Here is a 24,595-nt window from a genome sequence, read left to right as displayed (position 1 = left end):
GCGGCTGCCGTGCTCCCGACTCTGTGAGCCGCTTGCTTGCCGCTCCACCCGCGGGGAGGTGCGTTCGTACTGGGGCGGCAAGCGCCCTACGGCGGAAGGGAGTCGGCGGCCGGTCAGCGCAGCTGGGGCAGCACCTCGGCGCCCAGTCGCCGCAGGTTCTCCTCCGTCGCGGCGAGGTCGCCCGACCCCTCGACGAGCAGGGCGAACCGGGAGATTCCGGTCCGCTCCGAAGTGGCTGCGAGCCGGTCGGCGGCCAGCCGCGGGGTACCCACCGGGTGCAGACCGCAGAGCAGTTCGGTGTACGCGAGCGGATCGCGCATCGCACGCGTCCGGCCGTCGACCGTGATGTGGGCGTCGAGGCCCTGTTTCAGCCACCCCGGCATCGCCTTCAGCAGCGTCTCCGCCGCGTCCGTGCGCCGGTCCGCGATCTGGCAGACCCCGGCCGAGACATGGGCCGCACCCGCGATCTCCTCGGCGGGCCGTCCCGCGGCCCGCGCGAACTGCCGCCACAGGGCGACCATCTCGGCCTTTTCCTCGTCCCCGACGTGCATGCCGAGCAGCATCGGCAGTCCGCGCTCGGCGGCCAGCCGCACGCTCGCCGGCGAGGTGCAGGCTACGACCACCTCGGGCCCCGGCGTCTCCGTCAGCGCCTCCGACGGGCGCGGCACGACGGGCACCTCACGGAAGGAGAACCGTTTACCCGAGGCCGACACCGACGGTTCGCGCAGCCAGCGAACCAGCAGATCGAGTGATTCCGGGAACCCGTGCTCGTACGCGTCCAGGCCCGTGCCGAACACTTCCAGGTCCACCCACGGGCCGCCGCGCCCCACGCCCAGCGTGAACCGGCCGCCGCTCGTCATGTGCAGCAGGGCCGCCTGTTCGCCGAGGGCGACCGGGTGTGCGGTCGGCAGCACACTGACCGCCGTCCCGATCCGGATACGCTGGGTGCGGCCGAGCAGCAGCGCGGCCAGGGTGATCGCCGACGGGCATGTGCCGTACGGCACGAAGTGGTGCTCGGCCAGCCACACCGTGTCCAGCCCGGCCTCCTCGGAGACCTCCGCCGAGCGGACCGCCCGGTAGAGGGCCTCCCCCGGCCCCTGGCCCGGGAACTGGGCCGCCAGCACAAAACTTCCTACGTGCATCGCTCTTCCTGCTTCCTTGGCTCCGACCGGAGCTCCCCCGACCGGCATAACCGTCTGACACGTGCCTAGGACACGGCCTGGCGGGGAGATTTGCGGATTGTCTGCAGAATGAGCCGCCCGGGAGGGGGACTTGTACGGGTTGGTGCGCTACGGGTACCCCCCTCCGGGCCGCGTAGGCTGGATGCAGCCCGTGCTCCCTGCATAGCCCCGAGAGGTGTCCCGTGTCCCCGCGTCGCAACCGACCGAAGGCAGCCGGGTCGTCCGGCCTGAGCGCCGAGGACGACCGTGCCGGCCGGTACGGCGGCTGGCAGTCCACGGAGAGCTGGCAGGGCGAGGAGTGGAGCGTGCGCCATGTCGCCGGGGCGAGCGTCGAGGGCAAGACCTACCGCTGCCCCGGCTGCGACCAGATGATCCCCTCCGGTGTCCCGCACGTGGTGGCCTGGCCGGAGCACTCGGGCGTCGACGACCGCCGCCACTGGCACAAGGCGTGCTGGAACGCGAAGGACCGCCGCACCACCCGGGTGCAGCGGTCCCGTAACGCGCCGAGGTTCTGAGCTACACGTCCCGGCTCTGCAGCAGCGCGTAGGCGCCGGCGTACGCGGCAGCCGTCACGCCCAGGATGATCCACAGCGGGTCCCAGCCCGTCGGGCCGGACTGGCTCAGGGTGTTGTCGTAGAAGACGCCCATCTGGCTCGGGATCGAGTACTCGAGCAGCGCCTTCTGCACCTTCTGCAGCGACTCCGCGTTCATGAACAGCGCGAGCACCAGCGGGGCGAGCACCGTGCCGATCATGATCGTGATGGCGCCCGCGGAGTGCCGGATGATCGAGCCGACGAGCAGCGAGAGCAGCCCGAGCAGAGCGATGTAGAGGCTGATGCCGAACGTGGCCTTCAGCCACTCCCCGCTGGACGGGGTGCCCGCGCCGTGGCCCTTCAGCATCGACGCCTGCACCATCGCCACGAACGACACGGTGGCCAGCGTGACCACGAAGGCGATCACGAAGAACACGATCGACTTGGCCGCCAGCACCCGGCCCCGGCTCGGGCACGCGGTCATCGTCGTACGGATCATGCCCGTGCCGTACTCGGAGGCCGTGGTCAGCACGCCGAGCGTGATGATGCACATGATGCCGATCAGCAGACCGAAGAAGCCGAGGGTGAGCGGGCTCTCGCCGCCCAGGTCGGAGCTGGAGTTCGACACGGTGACACCGGCCAGCAGGCCGATGCCGACCACGAGCAGGACGAAGACGCCGAGCGTCCACATCGTCGACCGCACCGACTTGATCTTCGTCCACTCGGACGCCAGCGCATGCCCGAGGTGGGTGCGCACGACCGGGATCGGCGAGTTGTAACCGGGGTACGGACCGCCGGGCGCCGCCTGCCACTCGGGCGCGGCTGCGGGTGCCTGCGGCATCGGGGGCTGGTGGGTGCTCATCGGGCGTCCTCGGACTTGGTCAGGTCGGCGGCCGGGGCCGCGGGAGCGGGCTGGGACGGTGCTGTGGCCGGGGCCGGGGGAGCGGCCACCGGGGGCTGCCCCTGCGGGGCCGCGTACGGGTTGGGCGCACCCGCGCCCGGAGCGCCCTGCGCGCCGGCGGGCGCGGCGCCGTACGGCCCCGCGGCGGGCGCCGGCATCGCGAACGGCTGTGCGCCGCCCTGCTGGGGCGGCGGCGGGGCGTACCAGCCCGGCTGGCCCTGGCCGGGAACCGGCATGGGCGGCTGGGCGCCGGGCGGCAGGGGCTGCTGCAGGCCCGTCTTCTGGTCGATGGTCGAGCGGTAGTCGACCGCGCCCTGCGTCATCCGCATGTACGCCTCCTCCAGCGAGGCCTGGTGCGGCGAGAGCTCCCACAGCCGTACGTCCGCCTCGTGCGCCAGATCGCTGATCCGGGGCAGCGGCAGCCCGGTCACGCGCAGCGCGCCGTCCTGCTCCGGCAGCACGTGGCCGCCCGCCTCGGTGAGCGCGGAGGACAGCTTCTCGCGCAGCTGGGGCTCGGTGTCCGGGGTGCGCACCCGCGCGAAGTCGGCGGAGTTGGCGGAGATGAAGTCCGTCACGCTCATGTCGGCGAGCAGCTGTCCGCGCCCGATCACGATGAGGTGGTCGGCGGTCAGCGCCATCTCGCTCATCAGGTGCGAGGAGACGAAGACCGTACGGCCCTCGGCCGCGAGCGCCTTCATCAGGTTGCGCACCCAGAGGATGCCCTCGGGGTCGAGGCCGTTGACCGGCTCGTCGAAGAGCAGCACCTGGGGGTCGCCGAGCAGCGCGGCGGCGATGCCGAGGCGCTGGCCCATGCCGAGCGAGAAGCCCTTGGAACGTTTCTTCGCCACCTCCTGCAGGCCGACGACCCCGAGCACCTCGTCCACCCGCCGGGCCGGGATGCCCGACAGCTGGGCGAGGCTCAGCAGGTGGCTGCGGGCGGCCCGGCCGCCGTGCACCGCCTTGGCGTCGAGCAGCGCGCCCACCTGGCGGGGGGCGTTGGGCAGCTTGCGGTACGGGTAGCCGCCGATGGTCACCGCGCCGGACGTCGGGTTGTCAAGCCCGAGGATCATCCGCATGGTCGTCGACTTGCCCGATCCGTTGGGTCCGAGGAAGCCGGTCACGGCTCCCGGTCGCACCTGGAAGGAAAGGTTGTACACGGCGGTCTTGTCGCCGTAGCGCTTGGTAAGGCCTACAGCCTCGATCATGCTCCGCACCCATCGAAAGGTTCAGGACAGCGGGGCACACGCCCCCGTAAGGGTTAGGAGGATATCCGGGCGCTGACGGTTCCGCCCAAGAGTAAGTAAAGCCGAGGCGATGCGGAACGTGGCCCGGATGCCTACTGGGCGTCCCGGTGCCGCAGCAGGACGTAACCGCCCGCGACCGCGGCGATCACCCACAGCGCCATGATCCCCAGCCCGCCCCAGGGGCCGTAGGGCGTGTCGTCGCCGATCCTCGGCACCACCTGCATGATCCGGCTGCCGGCCTGGTCGGGCAGGAAGCGGCCGACCTTCTTCGTGGCGTCGACGTTGCCGAGGATGTTGGAGATGAGGAAGAAGAACGGCATCAGGATGCCGAGCGACAGCATGGGGGAGCGCAGCATCGTGGCGATGCCCATGGAGAACATCGCGATGAGGGCCATGTAGAGCCCGCCGCCGATCACCGCGCGCAGTACGCCGGGGGCGTCGATCCGGGTGCCGAGGCCGCCGAGCATCGCCTGCCCGAGGAAGAAGGCGGCGAAGCTGGTGACCATCCCGACGGCCAGGGCGAGCGCGCCCGCCACGGAGATCTTGCTGAACAGGAAGGTGCCGCGCCTGGGCACCGCGGCCAGTGAGACGCGGATCATGCCGGTGCTGTACTCGTTGGAGACGACGAGCACCCCGAACACGATCATGGCGAGCTGGCCGAGGGTCATGCCCGCGAAGCTGATGACCGTCGGGTCGAAGGAGAGCCGCTCCCGCAGCGGCATGTTCTCGTACTGGCTCCTCGACAGCGCGGAGATGAGCGTCCCGAGGGCGAGTGTGACCACCACGGCGAGCGACAGTGTCCACACCGTGGAGGCGACGGACCGGATCTTGGTCCATTCCGAACGGACGACCTGACGGGCTGCCACGGGCCTCAGGCCCCCTTCCAGCCGGCGCCCCAGTCCTGCGGGGCGGGAGCGGGCGCGGCGTGCGCGTGGTACTCCACCGACTCCGCCGTCAGCTGCATGAACGCCTCCTCCAGCGATGCCTGCTGCGGGCTCAGCTCGTGCAGCACGATCCCGTACCGCGTGGCCAGCTCCCCGATCCGCTCGGCCTTGCCGCCCGCCACCTCCAGCGCGTCGCCGCCCGCCTCCACGACGGTGATGCCGTCCTCGTGCAGCACGTCCAGCAGCCGTTCACGCTGCGGGGAACGGATACGTACATAACTGCGCGCGTTCTGCCGGACGAAGTCCGTCATGGAGGTGTCGGCGAGCAGCCGCCCCTGCCCGATGACCACCAGATGATCCGCGGTCAGCGCCATCTCGCTCATCAGGTGACTCGAGACGAACACGGTCCGTCCCTGCGCGGCCAGCGACTTCATCAGGTTCCGGATCCAGTGGATGCCCTCGGGGTCGAGCCCGTTGACGGGCTCGTCGAACATCAGGATCCGCGGATCACCGAGCAGCGCGGCGGCGATCCCGAGCCGCTGGCCCATCCCGTACGAGAACGCCTTGGCCTTCTTGCGGGCCACGGCGGTGAGCCCGACGACGTCGAGCACCTCGTCCACCCGCCGCCTCGGGATCCCGTTGCTCTGCGCGAGACACAGCAGATGGTTGAACGCGGTGCGCCCGCCGTGCACGGCCTTCGCGTCCAGCAGCGCCCCGATGTACGTCAGCGGGTCCTTCAGCTGGGCGTAGTGCAGCCCGTCGATCCGGACGTCCCCGGCGGTGGGCCGGTCCAGCCCGAGGACCATCCGCATGGTCGTGGACTTGCCGGCGCCGTTGGGCCCGAGAAACCCGGTGACGATGCCCGGCCTGACCGTGAAGGTGAGGCTGTCGACCGCCAGCTTCTCGCCGTACCGCTTGGTCAGCCCCGCCAGCTCGATCATGCGGCCACGCTAAGACGGGTGTTGGGCGGCTGCCACTCGAGCGGTGGGAGTCCGTGGGCCCCGGCCGGCGGGGTTGTGCTCCAGCTCCCCTGATCGACGGGGGCGGTGCTGGGGAGCGCCGGAAAGCAGAACACGGGCGGGGCGGAAGTGGTTGAGGACGGCAGACCGCGCGGCGGGCCGGGCGCGGTGTGAGCCGGACCGGCGGTCCTGGCGGCGGGGGCCGCGGTCGGGCTCGCGGTGGAGTTCCATGTCCTTGGGCGGACGTCCGTTCCCGGCGGCGGGCGCGGCGGTGACTCGACGCCCTGTCCCGGCCCACGGCCGCGGCACCGGCGAGGACGACGGCACGGCGGTGCGCACGGACCGGTACGCCACCGGCGGCCGGCTGCTGCGGGCCGGTGACACCTGGGTCGTCGTCAACGGAGACGGCACGAACGGACCGCCCCTGCTGGGGCTCCGCCAGGGCATGCGGAAGGGGCGGCGGGACCGGGTCCCACCGCCCCTCACGGCGTCGTACGACTACCCGTGACTAGCGGGACTGCTGCGCCGGAACGCCCCGGGAGATCGGCTCGTCCTCGGCGGGGGAGCCGGCCGCGGCCACCGCGGCGCCGGTCAGCGTGGCGAGCATCTCGCGGACGTTCGTCAGCTGGGCGTTGATGCTGTCGCGGCGGTTGGTGAGGGCCGCGAGCTCGCGCTCGGATTCCGAGCGGATGCGGTCGGCCTTGGCGTTGGCGTCGGCCACGATGTCCTCGGCCTGGCGCTGGGCCGTCTCCACCGTCTGGCGGGCGCGGCGCTCGGCGTCCGTGCGCAGCTTCTCCGCCTCCAGGCGGAGCTGCTCGGCGCGGTGCTCGATCTCGGCGAGGCGCTTCTCGGCCTTCTGCTGGCGGGAGGCCAGGTCGCGCTCGGACTGCTCGCGGCGCTTGGCGAGGTTCGTCTCGAAGTCGGCGGCGGCCTGCGCGGCCTTGGCGCGGGTCTCCTCGAAGAGGGCGTCCGCCTCCTCACGCTTGGACTGCGCGTCCTTCTGCGCCTCGGAACGCAGCTGGGCGGCGTCACTCTTGGCCTTCTCGACGATCCGGACACCCTCGTCCTCGGCCTTGGCCTTGCGCTCCGCAGCGAACGATTCTGCGTCGTTGCGCACCTGCTGGGCCGCCGACTCGGCCAGCTCGCGGTGCTGCTCGGCCGCGCGCCGGGCCTCCTCGCGCAGATCCTTGGCCTCTTCCTCGGCGAGGCGCAGGATCTTCTCGACACGCGCACCGAGACCGGCGTACGACGGCTCGGCGTCGGTCACCTGGGCCTGGGCGTTCTGCGTCTCGAGGTGGAGCTCCTCGATGCGCTTTTCCAGAGCGGTGATGCGGGCGAGAGCGCTGTCACGGTCGGAGACGAGCTTGGAGATTCGTTCGTCCACCTGAGCGCGGTCGTACCCACGCCGCACAAGCTCGAAGCCGTAGGGGGAAGTGTCGCTCATGGGGTTCCTGTCGAAAGAGACCGGTGAGGTGATAGGGGGAATCCTAGGGGCCGAAGCGGTGTGTCATCGAGCGGATACGTGTTTGATCTGGAGAATGACACCTCTTTTGAGTGGCTGACCGCGGGACGGCTTGCCAAAGACCGGGACAAAGCCCCCACAAGGCACCGGAATCCGTGCCGCCGGCTAGCCGTCCGACGGCTTGCCACCCGATCGGGGGGCGCCCACGCTGGCGCCCGCCTTGACTCCGCCGTCCTTGCCGGCCGACGGCGCCTCGAAGGACTCCAGCGCCTCCAGCACGTCCTGGACCCGCGAGATCTCGGCGTTGATGTCCTCGCGCCGGCGCACCAGAATCTCCAGTTCGCGCTTTCCTTCCTCGACCGTGCGCCGGGCCTCGCGGATGGCCTCGCCCTTCAGCTCCTCGGCCTCCTTGATCAAGGACGCCTTCTTCTGCTCGGCCTCCTTGAGCAGACCCTCCGCCTTCTTGACGGCCGCGATCCGGACCTTGCCCGCCTCGGAGTTGGCATCCGACACCAGCTCCTTGGCCTTCGCCTGAGCCTTGGCCAGCTGCTCCTCGGCCGCCTTGATCAGCGCGTCGCAGCGGTCGCCGGTGGACTTCATGGTCTCGGCGGCCTCGCGGCGGGCCCGCTCGTGCAGCTCCTCGATCTCGGTCGTGATGCGGTCGCGCAGCTCCTGTGCGCGTTCCCTTATGGCGGTCGCGTCCCGACGGGCGCCGACCAGCAGCTCGTCCGCGTCGGTACGGGACTTCTCGACCAGCGAGTTGCCCTCGACGGTCGCCTCGGAGACCAGCCGGTCGGCCTCGCTGCGGGCCGCCCCCACCATCGCGTCGGCCTGCGACTCCGCGTCCGCGGTGGTCTTCAGCGCCTGCTGCTGGGCCTCGGTGAGCAGCTTGTCCGCCTCGGCCGTGGTCTCCGTGATGAGCGTGTCGACCTGCTCGGCCGCCTCCGAGCGCCGCTTGTTGGCGTCCTTGCGGGCCTCGTCGAGGGTCCGCTCGGACTCCTCGCGCGCCGCGTTGACGAGCCGCTCGGCCTCCGCCTCCGCGTCCGCCCGCAGCCGCTCGGCCTCGCCCCGCAGCCGCTCCGCGTGCTGCTGGGCCGAGCCGACCGTCTCGGCGGCCTCGGCGCGCAGCCGCTCCGCGTCGTCGGTGGCGTCCGCCATCAGCTGCTCGGCGCCCGCGAGGGCCTCGGCACGCACCCGGTCCGCCTCGGCGACCGTCTCCGTCTGGAGCCGCTCCGCCTCGCTGCGCGCCTCGGTGATGAGCGTGTCCGCCTGCGTCGCCGCGTCCGAGCGGATGCGGTTGGCGTCCTCGCGGGCGTCCGCCCGGGTGCGCGCCGCGGCCTGGTCGGCCTCGGCGAGCGCGTCCGACGCCTCCGTGCGCACCCGCTGGGCGTGCGCGGACGCGTCCGAGCGCAGCCGCTCGGACTCCGCGAGCGCTTCCGCGACCGTACGCTCGGCGAGCGCCTTGGCGGCCTCCGCCTCCTCGCTCGCCTCGCGCCGGACCCGCGACGCGTCCTCGCTCGCCCGCTCCCGCTCGGCATAGGCGTCGGCGCGGACCCGGTCCGCCTCCTCCTCGGCCTCCCTGCGGGTACGGTCCGCCGCGTGCTCGGCGGCCGAGCGCAGCCCGGTGATCTCCTCCTGCGCCTGCTCGTGCAGCCCGGTGACGGAGTCCCGCACCTGCTGCGCGTGCTGCTCGGCGGCGGCCACCATCTCGGTGGCGCGCCGGTCGGCCTCCTCGACCAGCCGGGTCGCCTCGGTCTGGGCGTCCTCCACGCGCCTGCGCGCCGAGGCCAGCAGCTCCTCGCTCTGCTCGCGGGCCCGCTCGCGCTCCTGGTCGGCCTCGGACCGCGCGGCACCGAGCAGTTCCTCGGCCTCGCGGCGGCGCCGGGTGGCCTCCTCCTGTGCGGCGGCCAGCGTCTCGGACGCCTCCGTGCCGAGCCGCTCGGCGGCGGCCTGGGCCTCCGCACGGACCCGGTCGGCGGTGTCCTGGGCCTCAGCCTTGAGCCGCTCGGCCTCGGCGGCGGCCTCCGAACGCAGGCGTACGGCGATGACCTCGCCCTCGGCGCGCGAGGCGGACGCGTCGGCCGCGGCCTCCGTGCGCAGCCGGTCGGCCTCGGCCTCGGCCTGCTGCTGGAGCGTACGGATCCGCTCGGCGGCCTCGGCGCGCAGCCGCTCGGTCTCCTCGGCGGCCTCCCGGCGGATCCGGGCAGCCTCCTCGCGGGCGTCGACGAGCGCCTGCTCGGCCGCCGCCAGCCGCTCCTGGGACTCCGTCTGCAGCCGGCTCAGTTCCTCGGCGGCCTCGGCGCGGCGGGCCTCGACCCCGCGCTCGGTCTCCTCGCGCAGCTCGCGCGCGGCCTGCTCGGCGTCCGACCTGACCGTCTCGGCCTGCTCACCGGCCTCCTCGCGGAGCCGCTCGGCCTCCTTGCGGGTGCGGTCCAGGGTCTCCTCGGCCTGCCGGCGCAGTGCCGTGGCCCGCTCGATGGCCTCGGTGCGGACCTTCTCGCTGTCCGTGGTCGCCTTCTGCCGCAGCTCGTCGGCGTCCGCCTTGGCCTTGGCCAGCAGCTCCTCGGCGGACTTCGCCGCCTCCTCGATCTGCACCACGGCCTCGCGGCGGGCCTCGGCGCGGATGGACTCGCCCTCGGCGACCGCGTCGGCGCGCAGCTGCTCGGCCTCGCCGCGCAGCCTGCGCGCCTCCTCCTGCAGCTCGACCGTCTTGGCGCGGTACTCCTTGGTGTCGTCCTTCGCCGCGCCCTTGAGCTGCACGGCGATGTCGTGCGCCTCGGCGCGCAGCCGGTCCGCCTCGGCCTCGGCCTCCGTGCGGATCCGCTCGGCCTCCTCGGCGGCGGCCTTGGTGGTGTTCTTGGCCTCCTCCGAGGCCTTGTTGAGGACGTCCTCGGCGGTCTTGGCGGCCTTGGACAGCTGGGTCGCGCTCTCCTCGGCGGTGATCGTGCGGGCCTTCTCGGCGGCCTCCGCGACGATCTTCTCGGCCTCGGCACGGGCGTCCGCGACCAGCTGCTCGGCGTCCGCCTTGGTGGTCTCGGCCTCCTTGGTGGCCTCGCTGACCAGCCGGGCGACCTGCTCCTTGGCCGTACGCGTACGGGCCTCGCCCGCGGCCTCGGCGCTCGACAGGGTCTTGGCGGCGGCCTGCTCGGCCTCCGTGACCAGCTTCTCGGCCTCGGACTGCGCCTTGCGCAGCGCCTCCTCGGCCTGCGCCATGCGCTCCTCGGCGGCCCGGCTCAGCTCGGTGGCCTGCCGGCGGGCGGCGTCCGACTCGTTGGCGGTGGAGCTGCGCAGCTGCTCGGCGTGGTCGGTGGCCTCCTGCGCCTGCGTGGAGGCGGCGTTCAGCAGCCGCTCGGCGTCCGTGCGGGCGCGGCGCAGGATCTGCTCGGCCTCGGCACGTGCCGTCTCGGCGTCGTTCTGCAGCCGTTGCCGGGCCTCGTTCGTCACCCGTTCGGCCTCGGCCCGGGCGGCGGTCAAGGCCTGCTCGGCCTCGGCGCGTGACTCGTCGAGGAGCCGGCGTGCCTGCGACTCGCTGCGGGCACGCAGCTGCTCGGCCCACGCCACGTTCTCGTTGACGTGCGACTCGACGGTCTGCCGGCGCTCGGCCAGCTCCTGGTCCAGCTGCTGCCGGCGGGTGACCGCCTCCTGGTGCAGCTCGGCCTGGAGCCGGGCGGCCTGCTCGGCGTGCTCCTGCAGGATGCGCTGGGTCTGCGCCCGGGCCTGGCTCAGCTCCCGCTCGGCGTCCTGGCGCAGCTGGTCGGCCTGGATCTGGGCATTACGGAGCAACTGCTCGGCCTGATAACCGATGTCACCGCCGTCATAGGCGGGCCGGGTCATCAGAGTGCGCCGCGCCTCGTGCAGCTTGGCGCGCAGCACCTCGACCTGGTAGCCGAGGTCCTCGGCGTGCTGGATCGCCTTTTCCCGCTCGGTCTTCAGCCGCTTCATCTCGGCCTCGAACCGAGAGAGGTGGTCGACGTCAGCCGCCGGCTCTCGCTCCTGGCTCTCGTAGCCCCGCACTGCGCGGTCCCATCCGTCCCCTGGTCAGCTTCTCCAACGAGCACCGTCCATCCGCCGAACGGGGCCCCCGGGGAATGGTGTCAGATCAACGGCGGAGCACGGGCTGCCGCCCCGACGCTCGTCCCCCGAAACCCGGACCCCGGCCTGCGGTCGTCCCGGTTGTGGCGACGACCGCCCCCAACCCTACCGGCCCTTATGTACGAGGGTCAGTGCTCGGGCGACTCAACCGGGGCCGAAGTGACCAGTTCTGTCAGGACACCGTGGCAATCCTTGGGGTGCAGGAAGGTGATCCGCGACCCCATGGAGCCGCGTCGTGGCTCGTCGTACAGAACGCGTACGCCCTTGCCGCGGATCTCCTCGGAGTCCCCGTCCACATCCGCCGTACCGAAAGCGATGTGGTGGACGCCCTCCCCGTTCTTCGCCAGCCACTTGCCGACCGCGGAGTCCTCGCGGGTCGGCTCCAGCAGCTGGAGGTAGGAGGCGCCGCCGTCGGACGTCTCGTTGATCTTGAGCATGGCCTCCCGCACGCCCTGCTCCTCGTTGACCTCGGTGTGGAACACCTCGAAGCCGTAGGTGGCCTTGTAGAACTCGACGGTGGCGTCGAGGTCGTGACAGGCGATCCCGATGTGGTCGATTCGCGTCAGCATGGATTCAGTGCAGCGCTACGGAGGTGGTTACGCAACGTGCGCGCGATCACACCGACGGGCCGGTGACGGCACGGAGTGCCACTCAGTACATTCGAAGTAAACCCTCGTTCACTCCTCGGCTTCTTGCAGCTGGAAGGGGATCGCAGCTCATGTCTTCTGGAACGACCAGCTCGGTGATCGTCGCGGGCGCCCGTACGCCCATGGGGCGACTGCTGGGCTCGCTGAAGTCCTTCTCCGGAGCCGACCTCGGCGGCTTCGCGATCAAGGCCGCCCTCGACCGTGCGGGGATCGGCGGCGACCAGGTGCAGTACGTGATCATGGGGCAGGTGCTCCAGGCCGGGGCGGGGCAGATCCCGGCCCGCCAGGCCGCGGTCAAGGCCGGCATCCCGATGAACGTCCCGGCGCTCACCATCAACAAGGTGTGTCTCTCCGGTCTGGACGCGATCGCCCTCGCCGACCAGCTGATCCGCGCGGGCGAGTTCGACATCGTGGTCGCAGGCGGCCAGGAGTCCATGACCAACGCCCCCCACCTGCTGCCGAAGTCCCGCGAGGGCTTCAAGTACGGCGCGGTGGAGATGCTCGACGCGATGGCCTACGACGGCCTGACCGACTCCTTCGAGGGCGTCGCCATGGGCGAGTCGACGGAGAAGCACAACACGCGCCTCGGCATCCGGCGCCCCGAGCAGGACGAGATCGCCGCCCTGTCCCACCAGCGGGCCGCCGCCGCGCAGAAGAACGGCGTCTTCGAGGCCGAGATCACCCCGGTCGAGATCCCGCAGCGCAAGGGCGAGCCGGTCGTCTTCAGCAAGGACGAGGGCATCCGCGGCGACACCACCGTGGAGTCCCTGGCCAAGCTGCGCCCGGCCTTCGCCAAGGACGGCACGATCACCGCCGGCACCTCCTCCCAGATCTCGGACGGTGCGGCGGCCGTGGTCGTGATGAGCAAGGCCAAGGCCGAGGAGCTGGGCCTGGAGTGGCTCGCCGAGATCGGCGCCCACGGCAACGTGGCCGGACCGGACAACTCGCTGCAGTCCCAGCCGTCCAACGCCATCCGGCACGCCCTGAAGAAGGAGGGCCTGGAGGCCTCCGACCTGGACCTCATCGAGATCAACGAGGCCTTCGCCGCGGTCGCCGTGCAGTCAATGAAGGACCTCGGCGTTTCCACGGAAAAGGTGAACGTCAACGGTGGCGCCATCGCGCTGGGCCACCCGATCGGTATGTCCGGCGCCCGTGTCGTGCTCCACTTGGCGCTGGAGCTCAAGCGCCGGGGCGGCGGCGTCGGCGCGGCCGCGCTGTGCGGTGGCGGCGGTCAGGGTGACGCACTGATCGTGCGGGTACCGAAGGCCTGATTTTCAGTTACGTCTGTGAAGTGAACGGAGCTGTTTGATGCAGGACGTCTCCTCTCTGGTGGCCCAGGCCAGGGAAGGCCGGCCGCGGGCCGTGGCCCGGCTCATCTCCCTGGTGGAGGGGGCGTCCCCGCAGCTCAGGGAGGTCATGGCGGCGCTGGCCCCGCTCACCGGCAACGCCTACGTGGTCGGTCTGACCGGTTCGCCCGGTGTCGGCAAGTCGACCTCCACCTCCGCGCTCGTCACGGCGTACCGCAAGCAGGGCAGGCGGGTCGGCGTCCTGGCCGTCGACCCGTCGTCCCCGTTCTCCGGCGGCGCCCTGCTCGGCGACCGGGTGCGCATGTCGGACCACGCCTCCGACCCCGGCGTCTACATCCGCTCCATGGCCACGCGCGGCCACCTCGGCGGGCTCGCCTGGGCCGCGCCCCAGGCGATCCGCGTCCTGGACGCGGCGGGCTGCGACGTGATCCTGGTCGAGACGGTCGGCGTCGGCCAGTCGGAGGTGGAGATCGCCTCCCAGGCGGACACCTCGGTGGTCCTGCTGGCCCCCGGCATGGGTGACGGCATCCAGGCGGCGAAGGCCGGCATCCTCGAGATCGGCGACGTCTACGTCGTCAACAAGGCGGACCGGGACGGTGCCGACGCCACCGCCCGCGAGCTGAACCACATGCTGGGCCTGGGCGAGGCCCGCGGTCCCGGCGACTGGCGCCCGCCCATCGTCAAGACGGTCGCGGCCCGCGCCGAGGGCGTCGACGAGGTGGTCGAGGCCCTGGAGAAGCACCGCGCCTGGATGGAGGAGCACGGCGTCCTCGACGAGCGCCGCAGGGCACGCGCGGCCCGCGAGGTGGAGACCATCGCGGTCACGGCCCTGCGCGAACGCATCGGCGACCTCCACGGCGACCGCCGCCTGAGCACCCTCGCGGAACGCATCGTGGCGGGCGAACTGGACCCGTACCGCGCGGCGGACGAACTGGTGACGGGGCTCACCGAGGGCTGACGAACCGGGGGCCGAAGGACGTCGACCCGGTCGTGCACCCGCCCGCTCGCCCGCTCGCCCGCTCAATTCGGTCGTCAACTCGGGCGAGCTGCTGCTAGGTTGACCGGCATGTCCCTCTCCTTGGCGTAGAGCGCACCGGATCGCGGGGCCTGACAACAGGCTGCCGTGTCCCTCCGGTGTCCCTTCTCCGCCTCACGCAGAGGAACTCCAGCGTTGTCCACGCACCCGGCGCGGCCCTCGTACGCCGCCGTCCTGCGTGTCCCGCACGCGCGCCGCACCTTCGGCGCCGCCCTGGTGGCACGCCTGTCCTACGGCACGGTCTCCCTGGCCGTCCTGCTCTCCGTCGCCCGCGCCACCGGGTCCTACGCCGTCTCCGGTGCCGTGATGTCCGTGTTCGGCGGCGCGACGGTCTTCCTGATGCCCCTGCGGGCGTCCCTGGTCGACCGGCACGGTCCGCGCCGCGCCCTGCTCCCGATGGCCACCCTCCACGGCACTTTCCTGTGTGCTCTGGCGGCCCTCACCTGGCGGCCCGGGGCACCGGCGCCCCTCATCGCCGCGGCCGCCGTCCTCGCCGGCGCCTGCGCACCCCCACTGGGCCCCACCATGCGCGCCCTGTGGGCCGAACTGGTCACCGACCGGAGCCTGCTGCCGCGCGCCTACAGCCTCGACGGCGTCGCCGAGGAACTGCTGTTCGTCTCCGGTCCGGCGCTGGTCGGCGTGCTGGTGGGATTCGCGCCGCCGGCCTCCGGAATCCTGCTGAGCGCGCTGCTGAACACCGCCGGCACCTGCGCGTTCGTGACCTCCCCGACGATGCCCGGACCGCGTCCCGCGCCCCGCGGGAAGGGCCTCGGCGGCGTCCGCGGCCTGCTGCCCCCGGTCGCCGTGGCCACGGGCGTCGGGCTGACCCTCAGCGGCATCGAACTGCTCGTGCTGGCCTTCGCCGCCGAACAGTCGTACGACACCGCCCTGGTGCCCTGGGTGCTGGGCGCGCTCTCGGCGGGCAGCGCGGTGGGCGGGCTGGTCAACGGGGCGGTGCGGTGGCGTACGCCCGCCCGGGCCAGGCTGTGCCGCTTCGCGGCCGGCCTCGGTCTGACGATCGCCGCCGCGGGGCTCGCACCGGACCTGTGGACCCTCACTGCGGCCATGGCCTGCGCGGGCGCGTTCATCGCTCCGGCCCTGACGACGGCCTATCTCCTCGCCGACGAGACCGCGGCGGAGGGCGCCCGGACCCGGGCCGGGGCATGGGTGAACACCGGGGTGAACGCGGGTAGCTCGGGGGGAGCGCTGGTGACGGGGATACTGATCGGCCGCATGCCGCTGGCACTGTGCTTCGCTCTGGCGGGCGGGACCGCCCTGGTCGCCGCCGTGGCTGCGGGCGGCCGTGCCTTCCCCGGTGCCTCAAGGGCCTGGGGGGACCCCCGGGCGGCGCGGGTGGGCCGCTGACGCCGGGTCGTGCGCCCCACCCCCCGCCCAGCTGCTGCTCCCTGAGGTTCCCGGAGAGCCTCAGGGGCGCCCCCGCTGCCCCCTCAGATGCTCGGCGATCGGCTTCAGTCCCTTGTCCAGCTCTATCAACGCCTCCGGCGACAGCAGATCGATGAAGTGCTTCCGCACCGACGCCACGTGATGCGGCGCGACCTTCTTCATCGTCTCCATGCCGTGGTCCGTCAGCACGGCGAACAGACCCCGCCGGTCGGACTCGCAGTTCTCGCGGCGCACCAGGTTCGCGTTCTCCATCCGCGTGATCTGGTGCGAGAGCCGGCTCTTGGACTGCAGCGTCGCGGAGGCCAGATCGCTCATCCGCATGCGCACGTCCTCCGACTCGGACAGGTTCACGAGGATCTCGTAGTCGTTCATAGTCAGGCCGAACGGCTGCAGATCCTTTTCGAGCTGGTACGTCAACAGCCTGTTGACCTCCAGGTGGGTGCGCCAGGCGCACTGCTCCGCATCGGTCAGCCAGCGCGTGGCCGTCTCGGTCTCCATGAATGAAGTCTACCTAAGAAGTTGAATGACGAACTACTTCGGGTGGTGTGACTGTGCGCACGCGTTCGACGTCACACTCCGCAGACTACCGCTCACAGCCCGAAGCGACGCTGGAGGTCCCCCAGCTGTCCGGGAAGGCGCGGTACGCCCGCCGATTGCGGACCGTGTCCGGACGGTGCCGCTCCGCCACCACCGGGCACCCCCGGTTCGGCCGGAACCGCGCCCGTCGCCGACTCGGCCATCAGGGTCTCGCTCGACTGCAGCAGGACCGTCCCGGCGCCCACGAACTCGAACTGGTGCTCCTCGCCGGAGGCCCCGCCCAGGCCCGTCATCGCACGTAGACCGCCCATCACGCCCGTCAGGTACCCGTGGTCGTAGTGGTGACACGGTGACGGGCAGTCGGCCCACCCGACCAGCGCCTGGGGGTCCACCCGGATCGGAGGTTCCATGAACACCACCGGACCGTTAGATGCGGCCACAAACTTTCCGGTTCCGATAAGGGTCAGAAAACCTGGAACGATCGACTGTTTGAGCGCGAGACTTGGCTGAAAAGCGAGCAGGTTGCCCGCGCGAATGGTCAAGTTCCCGTCGTCCAGGTCGTAGGAGTTGACGTCGAAGGCCCGGTCGGCCAGCAGCATCTTGCCCGAGCCCTGCGCCACGACCCAGTCGCTCGCGTGCAGTGGCGAATGGAACGACGAACGGACAAGTCGGTCGAGTCGGCCGTGCCCGATGCCGTTGAACTCGATCGCCCCGTAGTAGGCGATCATCTTCCCCTTCTGCAGGAACCACTGTCCGCTCTTGAGCTCGACGCAGAAGGTGTACCTGTTCACGTTGTCGTCGACGGGCAGCGTCATCGGGTCGTGCACCACCGGGCCGCCGGGGGCTCCGTACGCGCTCACAGCTTCTCCTCCGAGGCCTGGACGTAGACCGTGCCGCTGCCGCTCAGCTCCAGCTGGAACGCCTCGCCGGAGCCACGGCCCACCATGTCGCGCCAGCCGAGCGCCGTGGACAGCTTGTTGCGCACGTCACCGTGATGGGCGACGTACGCCTGCGGGTCCACATGGACCGGGCGCTGGGGCGTGACGGGGATCTCGAAGACGCCGCCGTGCGCCATCACGGCCACCGACCCGTGTCCCTGGAGGGTGGTGGTGAACAGGCCCTGCCCGGTGACCTGGCCCCGGACCAGGCCCATGACCCCGCCCTGCGAGCCCATGAACATCGTTCCCTGCTGCAGGGTGCCCTCGAAGGCGAGCAGCCGGTCGGCCTCGACGTACAGGGTGTCGCCGGAGAGGCCGATGACGTGCACGTGGTGGCCGCCGTGCCCGAAGTAGACGGTGCCGCTGCCCTCGACGGTCATCAGCGGGGTCGCCTCGCCGGCCACCCGCCGCCCGAGCATGGACATCAGCCCGCCCTGGCCGCCCTGGAGGTTGGGCGTGAAGGACACGTCCCCCTTGTACGCGAGCATCGCGCCGCGCTGGCTGTACAGCCGACGGCCGGGCTGCACGGTCGCCTCGACCATCTTGGAGTTGATCTCCCGGAAGCTCATCTCACAGGTCCCCCGCGATCGTGTTCCGCTCGCTCGGCTGCACATAGACCAGTCCGTCGCCCTCGAAGCGGATCTGGAAGGCCTCGCCGCCGCCCTCCCCGAAGAACGTGCGGAACGTCACACCGGACTGGAAGGACTGCCGTACGTTCCCCTGGTGGGCGATGTAGGCGCCCGGGTCGACGATCAGGGGGTACTGCGGGCTGACCCGCAGCACCACGGCCGGGCCGTCCGAGACGATCGCCGCCCGGCCGTGTCCCTCGACGGTCGTCGTGAACAGTCCGTTGCCCTGCGAGGCGCCGCGCAGCCCGGTGAACGTCGTGCCCGTCCGGAGCCCGGCGTCCGTCGCGAGCAGATTGCTCGACTCGACGTAGAGCTTGTCGCCCTGGAGGCCGACCAGGTTGATCTCCGACGCACGGTCCGCGAACCAGCACGTCCCGTGGCCTCTCACCTCCATCACCGTCATCTGCTCGCCGGTGAGCCGCCGGGTCACCATCCCGCGCAGCCCCTCGCCACCACCACTCAGCTTCTTGAAGGCCATCTGCCCGTCGTACGCGACCATCGAGCCGTTCTTCGCCTTCACGGCGTCCCCGGTCATGTCGACGGCGAGCACCTTGCTCCCTTGGAGCCGGAACGTCGCCACGCTGCGAAAGTAGCGGCGCCACGGGCGGGCGGAACAGGGCCCGTGGGTGGAGAGCGACCCTGAGCGCACCCCCAGGGGCGCCGTTTGCCACAATGGGTGAGCGCTTGTGCTTCTGTTCACAAAGCGGACCGCCAAGCCGATCAGCAAGCCGATCACCAAGTGACCGCGCCCTCAGCGACACTCCCACCGAAGGTGACCCGTGGACCTCAAGACAGCATCCGCCATCCGCCGCCTCCGTCTGATCTCCGTGCCGGAGGGCATCTCCTGGATCGTTCTCGCGACCTGCACGATCATCAAGTACACGGTCGCCTCGGGCTTCGACGTCGCACCGGTGCTGGGCCCGATCCACGGCGTGCTGTTCATCCTCTACGTGCTCTTCTGGGCGGACGCCTGGAACCGCACCAAGTGGGCCAAGGGCAAGGCCGCCCTCTACTTCGCGTACTCGATCATCCCGGGCGGCGGTTTCATCATCGAGCGATCGCTGCGCCGTGAGGCCGAGGACGCCGTCATCGCGGCCCGCGCCCGCAAGGAAGGGGTCGTGAACGCATGATCGTCGCCTTCTCCGTGACACCGCTGGGTGTCGGCGAGGACGTGGGGGAGTACGTCGCCGACGCCGTCCGTGTGGTGCGCGAGTCGGGCCTGCCCAACCGCACCGACGCGATGTTCACCTCCGTCGAGGGGGAGTGGGACGAGGTCATGGACGTGGTCAAGCGGGCCGTGGCCGCCGTCGAGGGGCGGGCACCGCGCGTGTCGCTCGTCCTCAAGGCCGACATCCGGCCCGGCGTGACCGACGGGCTCACCTCCAAGGTCGAGACCGTCGAGCGGCACCTGGCCGGCTGAACCGGCCGACCCGCGCACAGAACCCCGGTCCTCAAGGACCGGGGTTTTGTCAACCGCTTTCTTTGAGCGGTCGCTCAAAGGGCGGTACTTTCCCACCCAGACAGTTTGAGCAGTCGCTCAAGCGCCACTCTGACGTGGGGGAACACCATGGGTCTCTACATAGAGACGCATATCCGCACCGACCTGGACGATCTCTGGGCGCGCACCCAGGACCCCGCGCAGCACCTGCGCTGGGACCTGCGGGTGAGCGAGATCGACTACCTCCCGCGGACCGAGGGCGAACCGCAGCGCTTCCGGTACGCCGCGCGTGTGCTGCCGTTCCTCACGGTGTCCGGCTCCGGCGTCGCCGCGGGCGAGAAGGAGCGTCCCGACGGCACCCGCACCGCCGCCCTGCGCTTCGCCTCACCGCACCCCTTCTCCCTGCCCGCCGAGGGCAGCGGTTACTGGCGCTACGTGCCCGAGGCGCAGGGCGTCCGTTTCCTCACCGGCTACGACTACCGCCCCCGCTGGGGCGCTTTCGGCGTGCTCGCCGACCGGCTGGTGTTCCGGCCGCTGATGGGCTGGGCCACCGCCTGGTCCTTCGACCGGCTGCGGCTGTGGCTGGAGCGCGGCATCACCCCCGAGCGCGCCCTGGCCAACTGGCTGACCGAGCTGGCCGTGCGCGCGCTGGTGCTCACGGCGTGCCTGTCCGGTCTGGGCCTGGAGCCCGGCATCCGCGTCTTCGGCCCGTTCGCGGCGACCGCGGCCTTCCTGTGCCCGCTGCTGCTGATGATCGCGCTCTCGCTCGCCCTCCTCAAGGCGCCGCTCGCCTGCACCCCGGCCGCCCGCCGCTGCCTGCGCGCCCCGGTCACCCAGGCCCGCACCCCCCGCCTCCTGCGCACCCTGACCCTGGAGAAGCACGGGTGATCCCGGCGCGCCACTCCCCGGCGGCTCCGGCGAACGGGGAGGTCCGCACCGGCCGGGACATCTCCGTCGTGATCGAGAACATGCCGTACGCCGACCCCCTCGGCCGTGAGACGGTGACCCTCGTGCGCACCTTCGACCTGCCCGGCCGCTCCCGCGGCTTCGCCCCCCGGACAGTGCCCGGCCCCCGGAGCGACCGCAGCCTCGTCGTGCGGGAGGAGACGCGCGCATGACCCCGGAGACGGTGAAGGCCCAGGAGACCAAGACCCGGCTCCTGGAGGGCGCGCTGCGCACGCTCACCGAGCAGGGCATCGCCAGGACGTCGGCCCGTACGGTGGCCTCCGCGGCCGGGGTCAACCAGGCGCTGGTCTTCTATCACTTCGGCTCGGTCGACGAGCTGCTCGCCGCCGCCTGCCGCTACGGCGCCGAGAAGTCCGTGGCGCGGTATCGCGGCCGGCTCGCCTCCGTGGCCTCCCTCTCCGAGCTGCTCGCCGTCGGCCGGGAGATACACGAGCAGGAGCGGGCCGGCGGGCGCGTCACCCTCCTCGGCCAGCTCCTGGCGGGCGCCCAGACCCACGCCGTCCTCGGTCCGGCCACAGCCGCCGGCCTCGACCTGTGGATCGCCGAGATCGAGCAGGTGCTGCGCCGGGTTCTCGCCTCGACCCCCTTAGACGGGTTCGCCGACCCGACGGGCCTGGCCCGCGCCGTCGCCGCCTCCTTCGTCGGCATGGAGCTGTACGAGGGCGTGGACGAGGCCGGCGCACACGCGGCCCTGGAGGCCCTGGAACAGCTGGGCGCGCTGGTCGCGGCCCTGGAGGAGCTGGGCCCGGTCGCCCAGCGCGCGGTCCGCCACCACCTGCGCCGCACCGGCCGCCGCTGACCACCGTAAGCACATCAAGCAGCTTTCCATGACGAAACGTGACGTATCGTCGCCGGATCGTCGTGACGGGCATCACCGGAGTGCCGGCCGGGCGACCGAAGACCGAGACGGGGCTGACCGGCATATGACCGGCCGGTAGGGTCTGATGACGTGCCGAAGCCTCTCAGCCTCCCCTTCGACCCCATCGCCCGTGCCGACGAGCTCTGGAAGCAGCGCTGGGGAAGCGTGCCCTCGATGGCCGCGATCACCTCGATCATGCGGGCCCAGCAGATCCTGCTGGCCGAGGTCGACGCGGTGGTCAAGCCGTACGGACTGACCTTCGCGCGCTACGAGGCGCTGGTGCTGCTCACCTTCTCCAAGGCCGGTGAGCTGCCTATGTCCAAGATCGGCGAGCGGCTGATGGTGCACCCCACGTCCGTGACGAACACCGTGGACCGGCTGGTGCGGTCCGGCCTGGTGGCCAAGCGCCCCAATCCCAACGACGGCCGCGGCACGCTCGCCGTCATCACCGACAAGGGGCGCGAGGTGGTCGACGCGGCCACCCGCGACCTGATGGCGATGGACTTCGGCCTCGGGGCCTACGACGCCGAGGAATGCGCGGAGATCTTCGCGATGCTGCGTCCGCTGCGGATCTCGGCACACGACTTCGACGAGGAGTGACCCGGGGCAAGATCTCCCGGAACGGACGGTTACGCTCGACCGCATGAAGAAGAGCGTGCTGACCCGCTACCGCGTCCTGGCCTACGTCACCGGTGTGCTGCTGGTCCTGCTGTGCCTGAGCATGATCGCCAAGTACGGGATGGACGTCGACGGTGCCGCCGACTTCACCCGGGTCGTCGCCATCGCGCACGGCTGGCTGTACGTCGTCTACCTGGTCTTCGCCTTCGACCTGGGCTCCAAGGCGAAGTGGCCGGTCGGCAAGCAGCTGTGGGTGCTGCTGGCGGGGACGATCCCGACGGCCGCCTTCTTCGTCGAGCGGAAGATCAGCCGCGAGCTGGAGGCCAGGGTCACCGAGCCGGCCCCGGCCGTCGCCAAGGTGTAGTTCCCGCCGCGATCCGCTGCGGTTCCACCGCCGTACGACCCCCGTACGGCGGTTGCCCATCGACATTTACTAGGACGTCCAAGTAAATTCGATGGTATGGACGCTCACGCCATCGAGGAGGGCCGCCGACGCTGGCAGGCCCGATACGACGCCGCGCGCAAGCGCGACGCAGACTTCACCACGCTCTCCGGCGATCCCGTGGAGCCGGTGTACGGCCCCCGACCGGGTGACACGTACGAGGGATTCGAGCGGATCGGCTGGCCCGGGGAGTACCCCTTCACGCGCGGGCTCCATCCGACCGGCTACCGAGGCCGCACCTGGACGATCCGCCAGTTCGCCGGGTTCGGCAACGCCGAGCAGACCAACGAGCGCTACAAGATGATCCTCGCCGCCGGTGGCGGGGGCCTGAGTGTGGCCTTCGACATGCCGACCCTGATGGGCCGCGACTCCGACGAGCCGCGCTCGCTGGGCGAGGTCGGGCACTGCGGGGTGGCGATCGACTCGGCCGCCGACATGGAGGTCCTGTTCAAGGACATCCCGCTCGGTGAGGTCACGACGTCGATGACCATCAGCGGGCCCGCCGTCCCCGTCTTCTGCATGTACCTGGTCGCCGCCGAACGGCAGGGTGTGGATCCGGGGGTGCTCAACGGGACCCTCCAGACCGACATCTTCAAGGAGTACATCGCGCAGAAGGAGTGGCTCTTCCAGCCGGAGCCCCATCTGCGCCTCATCGGCGACCTCATGGAGTACTGCGCCGCCGGCATCCCCGCCTACAAGCCGCTCTCCGTCTCCGGCTACCACATCCGTGAGGCCGGGGCCACGGCCGCACAGGAGCTGGCGTACACGCTCGCCGACGGGTTCGGGTACGTGGAGCTGGGGCTCTCGCGCGGGCTCGACGTGGACGTGTTCGCGCCCGGGCTGTCCTTCTTCTTCGACGCCCACCTCGACTTCTTCGAGGAGATCGCCAAGTTCCGTGCGGCCCGGCGCATCTGGGCCCGCTGGATGCGGGACGTGTACGGGGCGAAGAGCGAGAAGGCGCAGTGGCTGCGGTTCCACACGCAGACCGCCGGTGTCTCGCTGACCGCGCAGCAGCCGTACAACAACGTGGTGCGTACGGCCGTGGAGGCGCTCGCCGCCGTGCTCGGCGGGACCAACTCGCTGCACACCAACGCCCTGGACGAGACCCTCGCGCTGCCGAGCGAGCAGGCCGCGGAGATCGCCCTGCGGACGCAGCAGGTGCTGATGGAGGAGACCGGGGTCGCCAACGTGGCCGACCCGCTGGGCGGCTCGTGGTACATCGAGCAGCTGACGGACCGGATCGAGGCGGACGCGGAGAAGATCTTCGAGCAGATCAGGGAGCGGGGGCTCAGGGCTCACCCGGACGGGCGACACCCGATCGGGCCGATCACCTCCGGGATCCTGCGCGGGATCGAGGACGGCTGGTTCACCGGGGAGATCGCGGAGTCCGCGTTCCGGTACCAGCAGTCGCTGGAGAAGGGTGAGAAGAAGGTCGTCGGCGTCAACGTCAACACCGGCTCGGTGACCGGGGACCTGGAGATCCTGCGGGTCAGCCATGAGGTGGAGCGGGAGCAGGTCCGGGCGCTGGGCGCCCGGAAGGACGCGCGGGACGAGGCGGCGGTCCGGGGAGCGCTGGACGAGATGCTGGCTGCGGCCCGCTCCGGCGCGAACATGATCGAGCCGATGCTGGACGCGGTGCGCGCCGAGGCGACCCTCGGCGAGATCTGCGGGGTGCTGCGGGAGGAGTGGGGGGTGTACACGGAGCCCGCCGGCTTCTAGGCGCCGTCGCCTCGTGCGGGCGTACCAGGGGGCTCCGCCCCGTGGTACGCCCGTTCTGCTGTCCACCCGCCCCGAGACGGCTCACTGCTGGGACGCGAGGCCCGTCAGCAGTACCCGGGTGAAGCTCCGGACCCATTCCTCGTCCGCCGGCTTGCCGCTCACCAGGGTGCGGTGGACCACCGCACCCGCGACCATGTCGAAGATGAGGTCCCCCGTTCGGGCGGATTCCGCGGGGTCCGGCTCCGGGGGGAGTTCCCCGCGGCACTGGGCGCGGGCGCGGCCCTCCAGGACCAGGCGCATCTGGCGGTCCACGATGGAGGCGCGGATACGTTCCCGCAGGGCGTCGTCCCGGGTCGACTCCGCGACCACCGCCATCAGGCCGCTGCGGGCCTCCGGGCGGTCCAGGATCGACGCGAACTGCAGGACCACACCCTCGATGTCGGCGGCCAGGCTGCCGCGGTCGGGCAGTTCCAGTTCGTCGAAGAGTTCGGCGACCGCGTCGACCACCAGTTCGTGCTTGCCGGCCCAGCGGCGGTAGAGCGTCGTCTTCGCAACCCCGGCCCGCGTCGCCACGTCTCCGAGAGTGAGCTTGGACCAGCCGAGTTCCACCAGCGCCGCGCGCGTGGCCGCCAGGATCGCGGCGTCAGCGGCGGCGCTGCGCGGGCGTCCGGTACGGCTGGCGGGGGTGCGGCTCTGCATCCCACGACCATAACCGGCCGTTTCCGTGCTGCCGTGAGGGAGATCACCGGCGTGTGGTGTCGCGGCGACCCCCCGTGCCATTACGCTACGACTCGTAGCG

The 24,595-nt window shown here is 71.4% G+C and carries 25 protein-coding genes and 1 pseudogene; 13 read left to right on the top strand and 13 right to left on the bottom strand.

Features of this window, described 5'->3' with window-relative positions:
• Nucleotides 1-113: 113 nt before the first annotated feature.
• On the bottom strand, nucleotides 114-1,142 hold the full coding sequence (locus tag FB157_RS29040) for an LLM class flavin-dependent oxidoreductase (RefSeq protein WP_145883628.1): 1,029 nt from the start codon (nucleotides 1,140-1,142) through the stop codon (nucleotides 114-116).
• Between the two features lie 221 nt (nucleotides 1,143-1,363).
• Between FB157_RS29040 and FB157_RS29035 the strand changes: the two genes are divergently transcribed.
• Nucleotides 1,364-1,696, top strand: a complete 333-nt coding sequence (locus FB157_RS29035; RefSeq protein WP_145883627.1) for an ATP/GTP-binding protein — start codon at nucleotides 1,364-1,366, stop codon at nucleotides 1,694-1,696.
• A gap of 1 nt (nucleotide 1,697) precedes the next feature.
• Here FB157_RS29035 and FB157_RS29030 read toward each other — a convergent pair whose 3' ends face one another.
• From FB157_RS29030 to FB157_RS29015, 4 genes are all read right to left on the bottom strand, one after another.
• Nucleotides 1,698-2,576, bottom strand: coding sequence for an ABC transporter permease (locus FB157_RS29030; RefSeq protein WP_145883626.1), 879 nt, complete (start codon nucleotides 2,574-2,576; stop codon nucleotides 1,698-1,700).
• The gene (locus FB157_RS29025) at nucleotides 2,573-3,820 is read right to left on the bottom strand and encodes an ABC transporter ATP-binding protein (RefSeq protein WP_145883625.1); all 1,248 of its coding nucleotides are present in this window, start codon (nucleotides 3,818-3,820) and stop codon (nucleotides 2,573-2,575) included. Before FB157_RS29025 ends, FB157_RS29030 begins: the two co-directional genes overlap by 4 nt.
• 131 nt (nucleotides 3,821-3,951) lie before the next feature.
• A complete protein-coding gene (locus FB157_RS29020) occupies nucleotides 3,952-4,725 on the bottom strand; it encodes an ABC transporter permease (protein ID WP_145883624.1) in 774 nt (257 codons plus the stop codon).
• A 5-nt stretch (nucleotides 4,726-4,730) separates the two neighbouring features.
• Complete coding sequence (locus tag FB157_RS29015; RefSeq protein ID WP_145883623.1) at nucleotides 4,731-5,684, bottom strand: ATP-binding cassette domain-containing protein; 954 nt, start codon at nucleotides 5,682-5,684, stop codon at nucleotides 4,731-4,733.
• A 253-nt stretch (nucleotides 5,685-5,937) separates the two neighbouring features.
• Here FB157_RS29015 and FB157_RS29010 point away from each other — a divergent pair, with 253 nt between their 5' ends.
• Nucleotides 5,938-6,210, top strand: coding sequence for a hypothetical protein (locus tag FB157_RS29010; RefSeq protein WP_145883622.1), 273 nt, complete (start codon nucleotides 5,938-5,940; stop codon nucleotides 6,208-6,210).
• On the opposite strand, the gene FB157_RS29005 is transcribed toward FB157_RS29010, so the two are convergent.
• The 3 genes from FB157_RS29005 to mce form a co-directional block, all read right to left on the bottom strand.
• A complete protein-coding gene (locus tag FB157_RS29005; protein WP_145883621.1) occupies nucleotides 6,211-7,146 on the bottom strand; it encodes a cellulose-binding protein in 936 nt (311 codons plus the stop codon). It lies immediately after the preceding gene.
• Between the two features lie 183 nt (nucleotides 7,147-7,329).
• Nucleotides 7,330-11,178: a polarized growth protein Scy gene (gene scy, locus FB157_RS29000; RefSeq protein WP_145883620.1), complete on the bottom strand. Its 3,849-nt coding sequence runs from the start codon at nucleotides 11,176-11,178 to the stop codon at nucleotides 7,330-7,332.
• A 206-nt stretch (nucleotides 11,179-11,384) separates the two neighbouring features.
• Nucleotides 11,385-11,825 (bottom strand): methylmalonyl-CoA epimerase, encoded by a 441-nt coding sequence (gene mce / locus FB157_RS28995; protein ID WP_145883619.1) that lies wholly within the window; start codon nucleotides 11,823-11,825, stop codon nucleotides 11,385-11,387.
• A 149-nt stretch (nucleotides 11,826-11,974) separates the two neighbouring features.
• Between mce and FB157_RS28990 the strand changes: the two genes are divergently transcribed.
• From FB157_RS28990 to FB157_RS28980, 3 genes are all read left to right on the top strand, one after another.
• Complete coding sequence (locus FB157_RS28990; protein WP_145883618.1) at nucleotides 11,975-13,174, top strand: acetyl-CoA C-acetyltransferase; 1,200 nt, start codon at nucleotides 11,975-11,977, stop codon at nucleotides 13,172-13,174.
• Nucleotides 13,175-13,211: 37 nt separating this feature from the next.
• Nucleotides 13,212-14,168: a methylmalonyl Co-A mutase-associated GTPase MeaB gene (gene meaB, locus FB157_RS28985; protein ID WP_145883617.1), complete on the top strand. Its 957-nt coding sequence runs from the start codon at nucleotides 13,212-13,214 to the stop codon at nucleotides 14,166-14,168.
• 213 nt (nucleotides 14,169-14,381) lie between these two features.
• Nucleotides 14,382-15,611, top strand: coding sequence for an MFS transporter (locus FB157_RS28980; RefSeq protein ID WP_145883616.1), 1,230 nt, complete (start codon nucleotides 14,382-14,384; stop codon nucleotides 15,609-15,611).
• 60 nt (nucleotides 15,612-15,671) lie between these two features.
• On the opposite strand, the gene FB157_RS28975 is transcribed toward FB157_RS28980, so the two are convergent.
• The 4 genes from FB157_RS28975 to FB157_RS28960 all read right to left on the bottom strand — a co-directional run bounded on the left by FB157_RS28975 (nucleotide 15,672) and on the right by FB157_RS28960 (nucleotide 18,334).
• Nucleotides 15,672-16,148: a MarR family winged helix-turn-helix transcriptional regulator gene (locus FB157_RS28975; protein ID WP_145883615.1), complete on the bottom strand. Its 477-nt coding sequence runs from the start codon at nucleotides 16,146-16,148 to the stop codon at nucleotides 15,672-15,674.
• Nucleotides 16,149-16,240: 92 nt separating this feature from the next.
• Nucleotides 16,241-17,002, bottom strand: coding sequence for an AIM24 family protein (locus tag FB157_RS28970; RefSeq protein ID WP_145883614.1), 762 nt, complete (start codon nucleotides 17,000-17,002; stop codon nucleotides 16,241-16,243).
• 41 nt (nucleotides 17,003-17,043) lie between these two features.
• Nucleotides 17,044-17,694, bottom strand: coding sequence for an AIM24 family protein (locus tag FB157_RS28965; protein ID WP_145883613.1), 651 nt, complete (start codon nucleotides 17,692-17,694; stop codon nucleotides 17,044-17,046).
• 1 nt (nucleotide 17,695) lies between these two features.
• Nucleotides 17,696-18,334 carry an AIM24 family protein gene (locus FB157_RS28960; protein WP_145883612.1) on the bottom strand — a complete coding sequence of 213 codons (639 nt, stop codon included), beginning with the start codon at nucleotides 18,332-18,334 and terminating at the stop codon, nucleotides 17,696-17,698.
• Nucleotides 18,335-18,533: 199 nt separating this feature from the next.
• On the opposite strand from FB157_RS28960, the gene FB157_RS28955 reads away from it, so the two are divergent.
• The 8 genes and pseudogenes from FB157_RS28955 to FB157_RS28920 all read left to right on the top strand — a co-directional run bounded on the left by FB157_RS28955 (nucleotide 18,534) and on the right by FB157_RS28920 (nucleotide 23,796).
• Complete coding sequence (locus FB157_RS28955; RefSeq protein ID WP_145883611.1) at nucleotides 18,534-18,884, top strand: DUF3817 domain-containing protein; 351 nt, start codon at nucleotides 18,534-18,536, stop codon at nucleotides 18,882-18,884.
• Nucleotides 18,881-19,174, top strand: a complete 294-nt coding sequence (locus FB157_RS28950) for an MTH1187 family thiamine-binding protein (RefSeq protein WP_145883610.1) — start codon at nucleotides 18,881-18,883, stop codon at nucleotides 19,172-19,174. The genes FB157_RS28955 and FB157_RS28950 overlap by 4 nt, the downstream gene beginning before the upstream one ends.
• Nucleotides 19,175-19,321: 147 nt before the next feature.
• Nucleotides 19,322-20,080, top strand: a complete 759-nt coding sequence (locus FB157_RS28945; protein WP_145883609.1) for a hypothetical protein — start codon at nucleotides 19,322-19,324, stop codon at nucleotides 20,078-20,080.
• A 44-nt stretch (nucleotides 20,081-20,124) separates the two neighbouring features.
• Nucleotides 20,125-20,283 (top strand): annotated as a pseudogene (locus tag FB157_RS47490) (DUF4166 domain-containing protein); the annotation flags it as partial.
• Between the two features lie 23 nt (nucleotides 20,284-20,306).
• Nucleotides 20,307-20,957, top strand: a complete 651-nt coding sequence (locus tag FB157_RS28935) for a TetR/AcrR family transcriptional regulator (RefSeq protein WP_145883608.1) — start codon at nucleotides 20,307-20,309, stop codon at nucleotides 20,955-20,957.
• 150 nt (nucleotides 20,958-21,107) lie between these two features.
• Entirely contained in the window at nucleotides 21,108-21,617 is a 510-nt protein-coding gene (locus tag FB157_RS28930; protein ID WP_145883607.1) for a MarR family winged helix-turn-helix transcriptional regulator, read from the top strand.
• Between the two features lie 43 nt (nucleotides 21,618-21,660).
• A complete protein-coding gene (locus FB157_RS28925) occupies nucleotides 21,661-21,999 on the top strand; it encodes a DUF3817 domain-containing protein (RefSeq protein ID WP_145883606.1) in 339 nt (112 codons plus the stop codon).
• 96 nt (nucleotides 22,000-22,095) lie between these two features.
• A complete protein-coding gene (locus FB157_RS28920) occupies nucleotides 22,096-23,796 on the top strand; it encodes a methylmalonyl-CoA mutase (RefSeq protein WP_145883605.1) in 1,701 nt (566 codons plus the stop codon).
• A gap of 81 nt (nucleotides 23,797-23,877) precedes the next feature.
• On the opposite strand, the gene FB157_RS28915 is transcribed toward FB157_RS28920, so the two are convergent.
• Nucleotides 23,878-24,495: a TetR/AcrR family transcriptional regulator gene (locus FB157_RS28915; protein WP_145883604.1), complete on the bottom strand. Its 618-nt coding sequence runs from the start codon at nucleotides 24,493-24,495 to the stop codon at nucleotides 23,878-23,880.
• Nucleotides 24,496-24,595 lie beyond the last annotated feature (100 nt).

This window comes from Streptomyces sp. BK340 (genome assembly GCF_007827595.1).
In the GTDB taxonomy this organism is placed as follows: Bacteria; Actinomycetota; Actinomycetes; order Streptomycetales; family Streptomycetaceae; genus Streptomyces.
Note: the sequence above shows the minus strand (reverse complement) of the source record. Positions and strands in the feature narration are given on the sequence as shown.